Origin of the sequence: Mesorhizobium sp. LNHC252B00, assembly GCF_000502955.1 — a bacterium.
Lineage (GTDB): Bacteria > Pseudomonadota > Alphaproteobacteria > Rhizobiales > Rhizobiaceae > Mesorhizobium.
Genome location: NZ_AYWO01000023.1, coordinates 95,437 through 111,390, shown reverse-complemented (window position 1 = coordinate 111,390; position 15,954 = coordinate 95,437). Strand labels below are relative to the sequence as shown.

13 protein-coding genes are annotated in these 15,954 nt (G+C 61.2%); 4 read left to right on the top strand and 9 right to left on the bottom strand.

Going from position 1 to position 15,954, the window contains the following annotated elements:
- Window positions 1–82: 82 nt before the first annotated feature.
- The 6 genes from X744_RS146620 to X744_RS146645 form a co-directional block, all read right to left on the bottom strand.
- Entirely contained in the window at window positions 83–1,162 is a 1,080-nt protein-coding gene (locus X744_RS146620; protein ID WP_023761504.1) for a glycosyltransferase, read from the bottom strand.
- A gap of 31 nt (window positions 1,163–1,193) precedes the next feature.
- A complete protein-coding gene (locus tag X744_RS146625; RefSeq protein ID WP_023761503.1) occupies window positions 1,194–2,525 on the bottom strand; it encodes a UDP-glucose/GDP-mannose dehydrogenase family protein in 1,332 nt (443 codons plus the stop codon).
- A gap of 67 nt (window positions 2,526–2,592) precedes the next feature.
- Window positions 2,593–3,456 (bottom strand): family 16 glycosylhydrolase, encoded by an 864-nt coding sequence (locus X744_RS146630; protein ID WP_023761502.1) that lies wholly within the window; start codon window positions 3,454–3,456, stop codon window positions 2,593–2,595.
- A gap of 151 nt (window positions 3,457–3,607) precedes the next feature.
- Window positions 3,608–4,003 carry a hypothetical protein gene (locus X744_RS146635; protein ID WP_023761501.1) on the bottom strand — a complete coding sequence of 132 codons (396 nt, stop codon included), beginning with the start codon at window positions 4,001–4,003 and terminating at the stop codon, window positions 3,608–3,610.
- A gap of 290 nt (window positions 4,004–4,293) precedes the next feature.
- The gene (locus X744_RS146640; protein WP_023761500.1) at window positions 4,294–5,316 is read right to left on the bottom strand and encodes a glycosyltransferase; all 1,023 of its coding nucleotides are present in this window, start codon (window positions 5,314–5,316) and stop codon (window positions 4,294–4,296) included.
- Window positions 5,317–5,927: 611 nt separating this feature from the next.
- Window positions 5,928–6,200, bottom strand: a complete 273-nt coding sequence (locus X744_RS146645; protein WP_023761498.1) for a hypothetical protein — start codon at window positions 6,198–6,200, stop codon at window positions 5,928–5,930.
- 551 nt (window positions 6,201–6,751) lie between these two features.
- On the opposite strand from X744_RS146645, the gene X744_RS146650 reads away from it, so the two are divergent.
- Complete coding sequence (locus X744_RS146650) at window positions 6,752–7,429, top strand: sugar transferase (protein ID WP_023761497.1); 678 nt, start codon at window positions 6,752–6,754, stop codon at window positions 7,427–7,429.
- A 100-nt stretch (window positions 7,430–7,529) separates the two neighbouring features.
- Window positions 7,530–8,798, top strand: coding sequence for a polysaccharide biosynthesis/export family protein (locus tag X744_RS146655; protein WP_031260783.1), 1,269 nt, complete (start codon window positions 7,530–7,532; stop codon window positions 8,796–8,798).
- A 183-nt stretch (window positions 8,799–8,981) separates the two neighbouring features.
- Here X744_RS146655 and X744_RS146660 read toward each other — a convergent pair whose 3' ends face one another.
- Entirely contained in the window at window positions 8,982–10,295 is a 1,314-nt protein-coding gene (locus tag X744_RS146660; protein ID WP_023761495.1) for an O-antigen ligase, read from the bottom strand.
- Between the two features lie 539 nt (window positions 10,296–10,834).
- Here X744_RS146660 and X744_RS146665 point away from each other — a divergent pair.
- Entirely contained in the window at window positions 10,835–12,184 is a 1,350-nt protein-coding gene (locus X744_RS146665; RefSeq protein WP_023761494.1) for a glucoamylase family protein, read from the top strand.
- On the top strand, window positions 12,174–13,703 hold the full coding sequence (locus tag X744_RS146670) for a mercuric reductase (RefSeq protein ID WP_023761493.1): 1,530 nt from the start codon (window positions 12,174–12,176) through the stop codon (window positions 13,701–13,703). The genes X744_RS146665 and X744_RS146670 overlap by 11 nt, the downstream gene beginning before the upstream one ends.
- 121 nt (window positions 13,704–13,824) lie before the next feature.
- Here the strand turns inward: X744_RS146670 and X744_RS146675 are convergent, their stop codons facing one another.
- Both X744_RS146675 and X744_RS146680 read right to left on the bottom strand, forming a co-directional pair.
- A complete protein-coding gene (locus tag X744_RS146675) occupies window positions 13,825–14,400 on the bottom strand; it encodes a DUF1349 domain-containing protein (protein WP_023761492.1) in 576 nt (191 codons plus the stop codon).
- 93 nt (window positions 14,401–14,493) lie between these two features.
- Window positions 14,494–15,933 carry an aldehyde dehydrogenase family protein gene (locus tag X744_RS146680; protein WP_023761491.1) on the bottom strand — a complete coding sequence of 480 codons (1,440 nt, stop codon included), beginning with the start codon at window positions 15,931–15,933 and terminating at the stop codon, window positions 14,494–14,496.
- Window positions 15,934–15,954: the final 21 nt, after the last annotated feature.

The following is a 15,954-nucleotide window of genomic DNA, read 5'->3' as shown; positions in this document are numbered from 1 at the left end:
GGAACTGGCTCAGGGGCGTTATGCGACTGCAGTCGCCCGGCAGCGTAGGGCGCCAGGTAAATCGATTCCAACGCACAGCGTCTTAGGCAGCCCGCTCCAGGCCGACACGCCGAGCGCTGTCGAGAACGTCCATGAACGTAGCGAACTGACGGTCCGGGTTCATTTGCGGTCGCTCTGAAAACTGAGTCGCCGCCGCCGATAGACGCTTGTACTCGGCCTCGTCGCTCCACAGCCGTCTGACGGCCGAGACCCAGTCGGCAAGCGGTGCGTCGTAGTCCAGCACCACGCCGCCGGAGCCGATCGCTTCCGGCAGACCGCCGCGACGTGAGCCGACCACGGGAATGCCGCTGCAATGCGCTTCCGAGGCTACCCTGCCCCAGGCCTCTTCCCATTTGCTGGGTGCAAGCAGGATCTTCGTGCGGCCGTAGACCGTCTTCATGTCACTGGTGCGGCCTTCCAGCTTGACGTTTTGCAATGGAGAAATCGTCGCTTCGATCCGGGCCCGATGATCGTCATCGAGCTTCCAGCTTTCGACGAACAGGAATGGGATCTCAGGACAGGCGGCGGCAATGCGGACTGCAAGGTCGAAGCCTTTTTCCTCATAGGGATTGATGAGCGTGACAAATTCACCGGTCGTCGGTGTGCAGTAGAACGCGGGATTGATGGTCGGCGGAATGACCGTCGAATCGATATCGAATTTTGCCTTGTAGGTGCGCGCCGTGAACTCGGAATTGGCGATATAGAGCGCCGAATGCAGGTCGCGCAGGTCGCCGGCCAGTTCGCGGAATTCGACATTCCTCAGATAGACGACGACGGGCACGCCTTCGGCCTGCAGTGCCCTGCCGATCGGAACCGAGTTGTGGCATTGCACCACGGCAACATCCGGCCTCAGCTTTTCGACCGCAAAGCCGACCGCTTCCCAGGGAAACCATGCCCGCACCACCGGATAGCCCGGGAAAGTGTCGATGACGGCGCGCTGACGAAGGAGCTTCATCTTGGCGCGCGCCCTGAAGCCGAACATGCCATCGCCGAACAGCGCCGCCAGAACGGAAGCATCATGACCGTTCTCGCGCAATTGTTCCACCAGATGGTGGGTGCTCGACTGCACGCCGCCGCTGAATTGCGGCGTGTAGCCGCTGCCGCCTGCAAACAGAACTTTCATGGACCTGGCTCCTTGTTGTGCCGCCCTCCCGTCACGCCGCCATTCTGCCGATCGAGTGATATTCGATGCCATGGCGGGCGATGACCTTGGGGTCATAGAGGTTGCGGCCGTCGAAGATGATCGGTGTGGTCAGTGCATCTCGCAGCGCGTCGAAGGACGGCGCGCGGAAACTCTTCCATTCGGTGGCGATCAGCAGCGCATCGGCGCCGCGCAGTGCCGCCTCCTTGGTGCCGCACAGAAGCAGGTCGTCGCGCAGCCCGTAGATGGCCTGGCATTCCTGCATCGCCTCGGGATCATAGGCTTGCACATTGGCGCCGGCCTTCCACAGCGCTTCCATCAGCGTGCGCGCCGGAGCCTCGCGCATGTCGTCGGTGTCGGGCTTGAAGGCGAGACCCCACAGCGCAAAGGTCCTGCCCTTGAGGTTGCCCTTGAAATAGCGGTCCACCTTGTCGAAGAGAACCGATTTCTGTGCGTTGTTGCGCTCCTCGACCGCGCGCAGCAGCTTGGCATCGAACTGGACGCCTTCGGCGGTCTTGATCAGCGCGCGCACGTCCTTTGGGAAGCAGGAGCCGCCATAACCAAGACCCGGATAGATGAAATGGTAGCCGATGCGCGGATCGCTGCCGATGCCCTTGCGGACCTCCTCGATGTCGGCGCCGAGCTGCTCGGCCAAATTGGCCATCTCGTTCATGAAGCTGATCTTGGTCGCCAGCATGCAATTGGCGGCATATTTGGTGAATTCGGCGCTGCGCACGTCCATCACGATCATCTTCTCGTGGTTGCGGTTGAACGGCGCATAGAGTTCGCGCATCACCGCCTCGGTGTCCTCGCTGCCGGTGCCGACGATGATCCGATCCGGCTTCATGCAGTCGGCGACCGCGGACCCTTCCTTGAGGAATTCCGGGTTGGAAGCGACATCGAAGGTCAGATCCTCGCGGCCTCGCTTCTTCAGCGTTTCGGCGATCCTGGCCTTGACCTTTTCGCAGGTGCCGACCGGCACCGTCGACTTGCCGACGACGATCTTGGATTTGTCCATCTCGCGGCCGATGGTCTCGGCGACGGCCAGCACATATTTGAGGTCGGCCGAGCCGTCCTCGCCGGGCGGCGTGCCGACCGCGATCATCTGAATCTCGCCATGCCTGACGGCAGCGGCGGCATCGGTGGTGAACTTGATTCGGCCGGCGGCGTGGTTCTCCCTGACGAGGCTTTCCAGTCCAGGTTCGAAGATGGGAACCAGGCCCTGATTGAGCCGCTCGACCTTGGCGGCGTCTATGTCGACGCACACCACCTGGTGCCCGACTTCGGCAAGTACCGCCGCCTGTACGAGGCCAACATAGCCAATTCCAAACACCGTCAAATTCATTCGGTTTCGTTCCCATGCAAGGCAGCGGGCCGTTTTCGGCCCGGCCAGTTCAACACGACTTTCCCAACTACTTTACACTGCATGCCAGCGATTCCGGAAATTGACAGGGGTCACCCTGGGCCGTGAATGCGACGCGGTCGATTTGCAGCGAAAGTTTGCGGCCCGGATCCGTGAAAGCGCCCATCCAGCCGGTCATCGTATCGCTGCCCCAGAAGCTGAAGAATATCTTCTGCGCATGGGTCGGCAATTTCGCCGGATCGGTGATGGTGTTGACCAGTTGACCATTCACGTACCAGCGCAAACTGTCCTTGTGCCAGACGAAGGCGTAATCGTTAAAAGCACTCTCGGTGCCACCCGGCACGTCGACCAGCTTCTCGTTCTTGCCCTTGCCCGCAATATAGGCGTTGACCTGCACCTTGGAAGTGTTCTTGGTCAGGACCTCGAAATCGATCTCATCCCAAGGCTGCTTGTCGGATGGACCGATATAGGAGAAGAACGCCGCATTGAGGCCGGAGCCGGTATCAGTCTTCATCCGCGCCTCGTAGGTGCCGTAGCCGAAACGCTGCTTGGTCTGGACCTCGCCGCAGGCAAACTCACGGTTTTTCAGTTGCTGCTTCTCGAAGCCCAGCGACAGCACCCCGTCCGAAAGGCTGACCTGTCGCTTCGACCAGGTGCAATTCTGATGGCTGCCATTGCTCCAGCCGTCGGAAACATACCAGCGAGCACGATCGAAGCTTTTGAAATCGTCGACAAAGGACGGCGATGTCGGAATGTCCTGCGCATAGGAGGGGGTTACCAGGAAACTTCCAAGAGCAGCCAGCAGCAAGGCACTGAGCGAACGCAATCGCCGCCGGCTGGCTTGCGCGGTCCGCTGTGCGAGCGGCGGTGCGCCAAATGCTGTCGTGGACGTAGGTTTCGGATCCGAATTCATATCAAACTCACCTTTGCGCTGCGCGTCCCCAACCCAAAGTCGACGTTCGAACCGCTCCTGAAACGGGCAACCTTGACCTGCTTTTGTGACCCTCCCGAATTGCTTTTCCTGCCTTGCATCAAATCCGTTGAACAGTTCCGAGCCGTCACCATCAACCTCTGCTGGCGCCTGCGGGCCTGGCGACTTTGGCCGCAATTTCCGAGCCGGCATTGTCATCGAAGACCATATGCAGCGAATGACGGAGGTCTTTCATCATGCCGTCCTGGCGCGACAGCGCCGCGATGCGGCGTTCGCAATTCAGGATCGACTGCGTCAGCGCGCTGACTTCCGAAGACCGCTTGTCGGAGGCGGAGCCATTTTCCATCGCTTCGATCAGGAAGGCGGCATTGGTCGCCTTGGTCCGGTAGCGATTCTCAAGCCCGGCTTTCTCGGACTCGATCTCGGCCGCGATCTGCTCGAACAGCTTTGCCAGGCGATCAAGGCGCGAAACGTCGGTCTGCCGGTCGCGGGCCGGATCCCTTGATCTGAAACCGAATATCGAGGCCATGAACTCAGATTCCCGTTATCGCCGGCTTTTGGGCCGGGCTTCTGGCCGATCCCCGCAGCCGGGGCTCAGAAAACTCGTGTCGCATTGTCCTGCTCCAATCAAGGAGACATCAGACCAATCCGATCGGGGGCCAGTTCGGCTGGTCATCCAATTTGCTGCACCGCACCATAGACTGCCATCGTCGGAGCCGACAGGCAACCACCCAATTCGTAAACTCATAAATCCGGCCGAAATGGTTTGCGTGATGAACGTGCCCTCGGTGAATAGATCGCGCCTGATCGGCGCCGCTGTCAACGTTGCTCGCCCATGCTGGTTCCGGCCATCAGAAAACGCAGCGGCGGCACGTGCTTCTGCCTGGACACGAGGCCAACACGGCGAAACAGCGCCTCAAGCTTGTCGGAAGCGACGCCCTGCACGATAGGAACGAGGTTGGATTGGCTTGATAAGGCGTAGGCAGCGGCCGATGCCAGCCCCCGCTCGGCCTTGACGTCGAGGAAATTGCGCAGCCGGTACTTGTCGCGCACGTGCCGCTCATGCCGCCGCAGCACCGCTTTCGAGCCTTCCGGCAGGGTGTCGATCGCCAGCAGCGCCAGGTCCGCATCGGCCAGACGCTTCAGATCCTGCGTCTTGTGGCGGCCGCTCAGCGAATCGGCGCGGACGATGGCGCCGTAGCCGCAGGAGCGAATGACCTTGAACCGCGCCCCACGGGCGACCGCGCGGGCGTAGAGTTCATAGTCCTCGCCCAGCCGCAGGCCCTCGTCGTAGCGCAAGCCATGGCGGTCGAGGAAGGCGCGGCTGATCACCGGCTTCAAAAAGCCCAGTTCACCCCTTTGCACGCGGCGTCTGGAGATGTTGCCTTCGACGAAGCGCTCGAAATCGAGGAATTCCGGATCGGCGGCAAACTGCGGCGCGACGATTTTCGTCGCATCGCCTGTCGCGTCATCCCTGATCAGCATGATGTTGTCTGCCGCGAAATCCCAATCGGCGCCGGCGAACAGGTTGCGAAATCGGCCTTCAAGGAAAAAATCGTCGGCATCAAGAATGCTGATGAACGGCGATTTCGAGCCGGCGATGGCTGCGTTGCGGGCAAAGGAGGGGCCGCGATTGATATCGAGGCGCATCACCTTGAGCCGCCCGCTACCATCGTCTGCGGATCGCGCGACATCAGCGGTGTCGTCGGTGGATGCGTCATCGACGACGACGACCTCCGCCACTTCCGCCTCACGCAACGCGGACGCGATAGCGACAGCGATCGTCGCTGCCGCGTTTCTTGCCGCGATGATCACGCAGACCTCGGATTTCGTCATCGACATGGATTTGCCTCTCGTACAGGTGATATCGCTTTGCCCTCGCCCCGTACTTGCCGTCGCCGCGAGTCATATGCTGTTCGCCGAGGAAGCGGACCAAGGCGTAGGCACGTCGCCGGAGTCGGCGTCCGGCCCGGCGAAAGCAGGCCTGCACACAGGCCACCTCGTCGTCACAGTCGGCGGCGCGCAATCCTTCGTATGAACCATCCGGCAAGGCCACTTTGGCGCACAGTCTCCCAAAGAAAGCGGTTGCGCGACGCGTATGCTGCAGTTGCGAAGCAAGCATCACCAAAAACCTCGATGCCGTAAAGCCCTTCCTTTTGCAGTGCGGAATTCTGCAGCCAGAGCGTTACCGAGATCGCCTGCCCTACGCACAAGGAATCGGCTCAAAAGATCTCGGGGTTTGGGCGTGGCTCACATGGGGTGACGCCGACAAACCTGCAATTGATCGACAGATGATAAACAGCCTTGACCCATAAAAGGCTACCATGCGGCCGTATCGCCGAAGCCAATATCAGCGGCTGAAGAAAAACCGGCAGCCGGTCGTCGAGGATGCCGTCGGGGGGAACAGCCGGAGAGCGAACCCGCCAACGTGGCGTAAGGCTGATAAGCCGCGACTAGTGCAGGCCGCGCCTTGCGCTCAGCTTCTCGCCTTCGGCAACTTCGGGCGCATTCAGTTTTCGCTCAGCGTCACGAGCCATGTCGGCCGGCGTCGGCGGGCTCCTGGCGATCATGGCATAGACGAGCACGAAGTAACCCGCCTGGATGACAACCGCGCAGATGATGACGCGCACCAGTATTGTGCCTATCGATGCGCCGCCCAGCCAGGACCAGCCGGCCACGATAGCCAGAGCGAAAATCATCCCGAGGATGAATTTTGGAAGTGCCATACCCAACAGCCCATAAACCGGCTCGGGTACATATAACGTTTTGCCCCACCCGAGCGCCGTCCCTTGTCATGTGGGCTTGTTAAGGTCGCCCTTAATTTGCAATTCTATTAAGACGAGCAGTAGGCGGCAAGGGCAACTCCGGATATTTTTCATCGGGCTTTTGCGATCGACTCCGCCATGCTGCAACGCACGCAACGAGATTCAAGCCGATCTCCCGCCATCAGCATTTTTCAGTAGAATAGCCAATATTGAGTAGTATTTTAGATGGTTTTGTCCAAGCACCGCCTAGCGCTAAAGCACTAACATGCGCCGCACCTTGGTCGGCAGGTAGGCTTGCCTAAAAACCGCCCTACAAATGTCGGTATTTTTCCGACTATGCCCATTTCTTGTCACAAATGTGCTAAGTACGCCGAAATTTGTGCATGACTAGCTTATTATTTGGTCAATTCATGACGCGACTATTTCAATGCGGTTGGAAATTGTGTGTTGCGCTGCAACATTTTTTTGGTATCTTGCCGCGAACCATTCGTTCAACGCATGGAGTTTATGGCATGAGGGATGTTGCCAAGTCGGCCACAGCGGGCTTTTCGCAGGCTGACATCGATTTTCCGCCGCCGATCGGCGGCCTGCTCAAACGCAGTTTCGACATTACCGGTTCACTGATTGGCTTGATCGCTCTCAGCCCACTGTTCGTCATGATAGCGCTGCTCGTCAAGTTTTCCGACGGCGGCTCGATCTTCTACGGCCACAGGCGAATCGGGCGCGGCGGGCGGATTTTTTCGTGCCTGAAGTTCCGCACCATGGTTCCGGACGGCGACAAGGTGCTGGCGGCCTATCTCGCCACCAACCCGGACGCCAACGCCGAGTGGATCGCGACCCGCAAGCTGAAGAACGACCCGCGCGTCACCCGTGTCGGAGCCGTACTGAGGAAACTCAGCCTGGATGAACTGCCGCAGATCATCAACATCCTGCAGGGCGACATGAGCCTAGTCGGCCCTCGTCCGGTCGTGCGCGACGAGCTGGAAATCTATGGCACGTCAGCGGTCTACTACCTGAAATCTCGCCCGGGCCTGACCGGCCTGTGGCAGGTCAGCGGGCGCAACGATGTGTCCTATGACAGCCGCGTCGCCTTCGACCGCCACTATGTCGAGAACTGGTCGCTGTTCGAGGACGTTCGCATCATCATCAAGACCGTCCCGGCCGTCTGGATGTCGCGCGGCTCTTACTGACCGGCCGGTGGCCAACGCCAGATATTGGCGCCGGCCATTCGACGCAAGCTCATCGGGCGATGGGGCTAAAGCGGATCGGAATGTTCAGTTGAAAAAAGATATGTTCGAAGCCCTTCGCAGCAGCCCGGTTTCCGGCCGCCTGCGGCGGGCGCGTTTGCTGGCCACATGCCTCGCCATGTCGCTCGTCGTCCCCCACATCGCCGTCGCAGGCGACTACCGCCTCGGCTCGCAGGACAAACTCACCATTCGAGTTGCCGAATGGCAGACCGTGGAAGGCACGTTTCGTGACTGGTCGGCGGTGAATGGCGAGTACACGGTCGGTCCATCGGGCACGCTGTCGGTGCCGTTCGTCGGCGAAGTGCCGGCAGCAGGCAAGACCACGTCCGAAATCGCAACGACGATCGGTGAGGCGCTGCAACGCAAGCTCGCTCTGTCGGATAGGCCGGAAGCCTCGGTCGAAATGGCGCAGTTCCGGCCATTCTACATTTCGGGCGAAGTACAGAACCCCGGCAAATTTCCTTATGTGCCCGACCTGACAGTGTTGCAGGCGATCAGCGTCGCCGGTGGCATCAGGCGAAACCCCGACTATGGTCCTCAGCTAGGCAAGGATCTGGTCACAGCCAAGGGTAACTTCGATATCTCTGACGACTTGCGCATTCGGCTAATCGTCAAGCGCGCCCGCATCGACGCGGACATGACCGGCAAGACAAGTTTCGACGTACCGAAGGAGGTCGAGGGCGATCCGAGACTGCCAGCCATCGTCGCCGACGAGATGACGATCCTGACGGCCGACCAAAAAGCGCTAAAGCTGAAACTCGAGGCGCTCGACGAGCTGAAGAGGGTTCTACAGTCCGAGATCGAATCCCTGCAGAAGAAGATCGTCAACCAGCAGCAGCAGGTCGATCTGGCGCAGCAGCAACTCACCAGCATCGGCCCGCTGGCGCAGAAAGGCCTGATCGCCAACGCCCGACTGCTGGATTCGCGCCAAAACGTTGCCGATCTGCAGGGCAAGATCCTGGACTACGAAACGGCCATCCTCACCGCCAAACAGGCGATCAGCAAGGCTACGCAGGATGCCATCGATGCCCAGAATACCTTGAGTTCAAGGCTCGCCACCGACCGGCAGCAGACCGAAGCCGAGCTGAACGAGGCGGCGCTGAAGGCGAATATGCAGAAAGGCCTGATCGCCCAGGCAACCGATCCTGCCACGACGGCGGCCGCCAGTGCTACCAACGAAGAGCCTACCCTGCTCTACACACTGGTGAGAATCGTCGACGGCAAGACCAGCGAAATTGCCGCGAAGGAAGATACGCCGGTGCTGCCTGGCGATGTGATCAAGGTCAAGCTGGCGCCGCTGGCCAGCCAATAGACGCGCCGGCACCGCATACCATCCAGTGTTTCGACCCATTTCAATGGGTTGGGACGTGTCTCAATTCTGAAAATTTGAAATCAGCGTTGGGCGGCTTGATGTTGGCCGAGCCGTGGCAATGCGCATGACCTGGACGGCACTGCCGATTTTACGAGCGCCTGCTTCAACCTGCGAGCCGGTGGGTCATGACGGATCGGCGGCCGCCGGACGGCCGGCATGCCGGGGCCAATCGGCCTCTCCCCTGGCCTCTGCCTGCTGCTGCAGGGCCTGCGCCCGTCGCGTGCGGGTAACGGGCACTCGCGCCAGCTTGAAGAAGCTGAAATACATCAGGAAAGAGCCCATGATGTAGGGATTGAGTATCTCGACCTCGACGAAGGAGCGGATCAGCAGCAGCACCATCACGCCGGCGAGGATCACCGAATCCGCCTGCCATGTCCTGAAGATCACAGCGGCAATGTGGCCGTAGAGCGTGCGCAGCATGATCAGCGATACCAGCGTCGCCCCGACGAAGCCAAGTTCGACGAGGGCTTCGATATAGGTGTTGTGGAAGTGGAACCCGGTGCGTGTGGTGATGTAGAATTCGTTCCACAGCCGCTCGGCTTCGGCGAAACCCTGCACCCAATAGGCGGCATAGCCAACACCGAGAATTGGCGATTTCTGCACGGCATTCCAGCCCTGTTCCCACAGATAGGTCCGCCCGGTCAACGTTGAATCCTTGCCGAAGATGCCGAGGACGAAGTCCATCAGCCCGAGATTCAAGGCGACAAAGGCAACCACGACCAGCAGCCCGGCGCCGATCAGGAAGATCACGCGGCGATAGCGCCGTGACAAAAGTTTGCTCATCGCAAGAAGCGCCACCAGCGCCAGAACCGCCGGGATCGAGGCCATCGAGGTGGCGGAATGCGAGACGATGAGCACATAGGCCGACAGCAGCACGACGGGCGCCGTCAGGATGAGGCTCAGCCGGCCGCGCCTGTAAAAGGCGAGGAAGACGGCGCAGAAATAGATGCCGAGCGAACCGACAAAGCCTATCTGGTTCTTGGAAGCGAAGGCGCCGACAAAGTTGACAGTGCCATCCAGAACGTCCTCGGAATAATTCGCGACCTTCAGCGAATAGATGAGGACGACGAATATCCCGACCAGAGCACCTATGGTCAGCGTGCGCACGCTGACGGTGCGCGCAGCGACATAGGCGCAGGCTATATGGGAAAAATACTGGACGGCCGTTCTCGCCGTGACGCCGGGCGCCTGCGACCAGACGACGGAGGAGCAGACATAGGCCGCAAACAGCAACGGCAGCCAGGCGCTGGACAGTTGGCGCATAAACCGCCGGTAATCGACCAGGATGAGCGGAAGCCAGACCGCATAATAGGCGAGAATCAGCACCTGGCCGAAAATGACGGAGTAGGAAAATGCCCAGATCGACACGGCCACGGCAAAGGCGCCATAGACCGAGTTTTTCTCGGGATCGATCAGCAACGACTTTGGAATCTTCATCTCAGAGTCCCGCCGGCACGACCCACGGCCGGCAAGCCATGAGCCGGCCGGAATTTTCGTAAACATGGGCGTGCAATAAACGGCGTCTCCATTGTGCAGCGCAATATAACCTATCGTGCCCGGCGCTCAATGGCAAATCCGGTCACCTTGTCTTACAGCGAGGCATTTGCGGAGAGGCGCCCGGCAGCACATCGACTTCATACTGCCAAAGATACAGATGGCCCGCGTTGGCGAGATCGACGAGTGCCACTACCTCTGCGGATCGCCTCGGAGGAGTGCTCGTTCACGACGGCCGCCATGTTCGACTTTTCCAGCGGCCGCGCCACCTACTAAGCAGGACGCATCTCAATTCCGCGTGACGGTGCAACGAACGGGTGCGCAGCGGCGTATAATCCCAGACTTCGAATCGACGGAGACGCAACAAAGCTATGCGGGGAAAGCCATGACACGGCGTGACAGTTCGGCAATGACCTGCCGGTGCTATGCCACCGCTTGGCAACTGACGGATGCCGCAGCAATCGGGCGGGAGCTTGCTTCTTTTGCTTAAGGTCGAACCTGCCGTGCTGTCCGACGACGAGCTTCTGGAGCGCTATCAGCGCGCCGCCTTCGATTATTTCATCGAGAACGTGAACCCGGAAAACGGACTGGTCGCCGATACGTCGCGGCCGAATTCGCCGGCCAGCATCGCTGTCGTCGGTTTCGCGCTGTCCTGCTACCCAATCGGCGTCGAGCGCGGCTGGATGGCGCGCGATGTGGCCGTGAAGCTGACGCTTGCGGCGTTGCGCTTCTTCTCGACGAGCCGGCAAGGCAATGGCGACGAGGTCACCGGCCACAAGGGTTTTTACTACCATTTCCTCGACATGCGAACCGGCCTGCGCGTCTGGCGCTGCGAACTGTCGATGGTGGATACGGCATTGCTGATATCAGGCATGCTCGTGGCAGGCGCCTATTTCTCCGACGACGACGGCGACGAAGCCGAAATCCGCCAACTGGCCGAGGCGCTCTACCGGCGCGTCGACTGGCGGTGGGCGCAAGGCTCGAGCCCGACGCTCCGGCAGGGCTGGAAGCCGAAGAGCGGCTTTCTCCACTATGGCTGGGAAGGCTACAACGAAGCGACGATCCTCTACGTGCTGTCGATGGCCTCGCCCGACAACCCGACCTCGGACGACAGCTACGAGGGTTGGACGGCGACCTATCAGTGGGAAAACATCTACGGCTACGACGTGCTCTATGGCGGTCCCCTGTTCATGCACCAGTTCTCGCATGCCTGGATCGACTTCGCCGGCATCCGCGACGCATTCATGCGTGAGAAGAACTCGGACTATTTCGAAAACAGCCGCCGTTCGACGTACCTGCACCGCGACTATGCGCGCCACAATCCCTACGGCTACGGCGGCTACGACGCGAACCTGTGGGGACTTTCGGCGGGCGACGGACCTGGCAGCTTTCGTGCCAGCGTACAGCGACAGCGTCGCCGGTTTTCCGGCTATGCCGCGCGCGGCGCGCCTTTCGGGCCGGACGATGGAACGATCGCCCCATGGTCCTGTCTGGCGTCGCTGCCCTTCGCGCCGGATATCTGCCTGGCGGCCTTGCGCCATCTCAGGGACCGCTACCCCGAGGTGATTGACAATTTCCGGCTGCCGAGCGGCTTCAATCCGACACTGGCCAACCGGCGAAAATTCGGCCGCAACGGCTGGGTGTCGGAAGGCCATTTCGGGTTGGATCAGGGCATCGTGGTGATGATGATCGAGAACCATCGGTCGCGCCTGATCTGGGAACTGATGCGGTCCAACCCGCACATCCGCCGCGGCCTGGGCAGAGCCGGATTCAGCGGGGGTTGGCTATCTAAGCCGGCAAGCCCGGCGTCAGGTGGTGGCGATGTCGCGTGACCGGACCATGGCCACCGCCTTCCCTGTCGATCGCAATGACATCGAGCTGATCAGGGGTGCCCATCCACCGCTGTGGAAGAACCCTGAGCCCAATGGCCCATACAATCTCCTCGTCATCGGCGCCGGGCCGGCCGGCTTGACCGCTGCCAGCGAGGCGGCAAACCTCGGTGCGAAAGTCGCGCTGATCGAGCGCGGGCTGATCGGCGGCACCTGCATCAATGTCGGCTGCATCCCGTCAAAAGCGATCATCCGCACGGCCAGGCTCTATGCCGATATGCGCGATGCCGAAAATCTTGGCGGCGACACGCCGGACCGTCTTCGCATCGACTTTCAGCGGGCAATGACGCGGATGCGGCAGATCCGGCAGCGGATCAGCCGCGCCGATTCGGCTGCGAGCGTGGTTTCCGCAGGCATCGACCTCTACTTCGGCGAAGCACGTTTTTCCGGGCCGGACGAGGTCACGGTTGCCGGGAAGACTCTGCGTTTCAAGAAGGCGCTGGTTGCGACGGGCGCGCGTCCGGCCCTGCCGACGATTCCGGGCCTCACCGAGGCCGGCTATCTCAGCAACGAAACGATGTTCGATCTCACTGAGTGCCCGAAACGGCTTCTGGTCATTGGCGGCGGACCGCTCGGGTGCGAGGCGGCGCAGGCCTTCTGCCTGCTCGGTGCTAGCGTCATCCTGGTGCAGCGGGAGCCGATGTTTCTGCCCGGCGAGGAACGCGACGCCGCCCAGATCCTTTCCGACGCGCTGGCGCGCGAAGGGGTCGAGGTTCGCCTGAATACCGAGGCGGTGGCGGTGCGTTCAGAAGGCGGCAAGAAGCTCGCCGACCTTGTGTGCGACGGCGACACGATGACGGTTTCCGTCGACGAGATCATCACCGGCATCGGCCGTTCGCCCAATGTCGACGGGCTCGACCTGGAGAACGCCGGGGTGGCGTACGACGCCACCGGCATCAAAGTGGACGATTACCTGAGAACCACCAATCCGCGCATCTATGCGGCGGGCGACGTCTGCCTCGCATACAAATTCACCCATACAGCCGAAGCGACGGCGCGGATTGTTGTGGGCAATGCCCTGTTTCTCGGACGCAGGAAACTAAGCGAACTGATTATTCCGTGGTGCACCTACACCGATCCGGAGATCGCCCATGTCGGCCTCTATCCAACGGAGGCGCGCCAGAACGGCATCCCGGTCAAGACCTATACGGTGCTGATGCACGACGTCGCCCGCGCAGTCATGGACGGCGAGGAGGAGGGTTTCGCCAAAATCCACGTCAGGGAGGGGTCCGACCGCATCCTGGGTGCCACGATCGTCGCCAGTCATGCGGGCGAGATGATCAATGCGGTGTCGCTGGCGATCAAGTCGGGCATGGGATTGCACGCGCTGGCCGACGTCATCCACCCTTTCCCGACGCAGGCACAAGGCATAAAAATGGCCGGCGACGCCTATCGGCGGACAAAGCTCACCTCATCCTGGAAACATCTGGCGGGCCGCTGGCTGGCGTGGTCCAGGCGGTGACCACACCGTGCTCCGGCGCAAAGTCCGCAGCGCCCGCTGCTCAATCATCGTGCTGTGCGGGACCTGCTTCGCATACACGCGTCCAGGCACGTCCATGGTGAGGGCCCGAAGCTCTCTTCGATCATTCGTGCAGTTCGCGCGAAATCGGCGGACCGACGGAAAAATCGGAGAATGTGACCTCGAAACCCTCGCGCTGCGGCGAGCAGCACATCATACCAACATCGACCGTCTTCGAGATCGGAAAATAGGCAAGCCGCACCGGCTTCCAGTAGCTGTCGGAAGCATCGAGGTACTGGACGCGGATCGTCTCGGCGTGACGGGTCACTCGGATCCTGACACCGTCGGGACTGGCCGGAATTGTGGCCAGCGACCAGTCGGAGGCATCGTTGGTGACGACGACGGAAAAGTACATCACGCCGTCGCTGTATTCGATACCGGCCTTGATCCAATGCGTTTCACTCAGCCGGACCATCAGTCCGGCCTGATCATAAAGCACCTTGTAGTCGCCTTTGACGGTGACCTCGGCGGTGAAATCGCCCTCGACCTGCCGGTAAAGAAAGTGACCGTTGTCGCGCCAGAAATCGTAGAACGTCTCGCGCCAGAAATCGGTCTCCTTACCGGTTCGCACACGAACGGCATCGCCGTCGATGGAATGGTGCGGCGGCGGATTGAGCCAGGTCAGGTTCTGCACCGTCATCGCTTCGCACCACTCCAATCTCGATGTGCCCAGTCTTGACCGTACGTAGGGGTTGCGGGCCCGATCAGCCTGGCATGATCGGCCAACGGCCGATCAGCCTGGGAACGTATAGGCGGTTTTCACCGTGGTGTAGAATTCCGCCGCGTAGCGGCCTTGTTCGCGCGGGCCGTAGCTCGAGCCCTTGCGGCCGCCGAAGGGAACATGGAAGTCGACACCCGCTGTCGGCAGGTTGACCATCACCATGCCAGCCTCCGAATTTCGCTTGAAGTGGGTGGCATGCTTGAGGCTCGAGGTGCAGATGCCCGATGTCAGCCCGAACGGCGTGTCGTTGGCGACGGAAAGCGCCTCGTCATAGTCCTTGACGCGAATGACGCTGGCGACGGGTCCGAATATCTCCTCGCGCGAACTGCGCATGGCGTTGGTGGCCTGCGTCAGCAGGGCCGGCTGCAGGTAGAAGCCCGGCGTCTTGCGGTCGAGCCGCTCACCGCCGAAGGCAAGCGTGGCGCCCTCCCTGACGCCGATGGCGATGTAGTCCTCGTCCTGCTTCAACTGTGTGGCGTCGACGACCGGACCGATCTGGGTCTGCGCGTCGAGCGCGTCGCCGATAACCAGCTTGCTCATGCGATCCTTGAGGGCGTCGACGAAACGGTCGTGAATGGCATCCGTCACGATCAGCCTGGACGAGGCGGTGCAGCGCTGGCCCGTCGAGAAGAAGGCGCCGTTGAGCGCGCAATCGACGGCAACCGCCAGATCCGCATCGTCGAGCACGACCAGCGGGTTCTTGCCGCCCATTTCGAGCTGGAACTTGCGCATATGCTCGATGCTTGCCGCGGCGACCCGCTTGCCGGTGCCGACCGAGCCGGTGAACGTGATGGCGTTGATATCGGGGCTGTCGAGCATCGCCTGACCGACCACCGAGCCTTTGCCCATGACGAGATTGAGCACGCCCTTCGGCAGGCCGGCGCGGTGCAGGATATCGACGATGGTCCAGGCGCTCTCCGGAACCAGCTCGGCCGGCTTGAAGACGACAGTGTTGCCGTGGCAGAGCGCCGGTGCGATCTTCCAGGCCGGAATGGCGATCGGGAAATTCCATGGCGTGATGATGCCGACCACGCCGACCGCCTCGCGCGTGATCTCGACGCCGACGCCCGGCCGCACGCTCGGCACGACCTCTCCTGAGAGGCGCAATGTCTCGCCGGCAAAGAAATCGAAAATCTGGGCGGCGCGAATGGTCTCGCCGATGCCCTCGGCCAGCGTCTTGCCTTCCTCACGCGCCAGGTTGCGGCCGATCTCGTCCTTGCGTGCCATGATCTCGTCCGCGGCCTTTTTCAGAACCGCGTGGCGCGCCAGCGGACCGGAACGGGACCATGCCGGAAACGCCGCCTTGGCTGCAGCGATCGCCTGCTTGGCCTGCTCGACTCCCGCCGAGGCATAATCGCCGACGACATCGCCGGTATCCGAGGGGTTGATGTTACGGGAACCGGCTTCGCCGACCCATTCGCCATCGATGAGGTTCTGTCGAAACAGCGTCATATCCTGTCTTCCCTGCTGGTT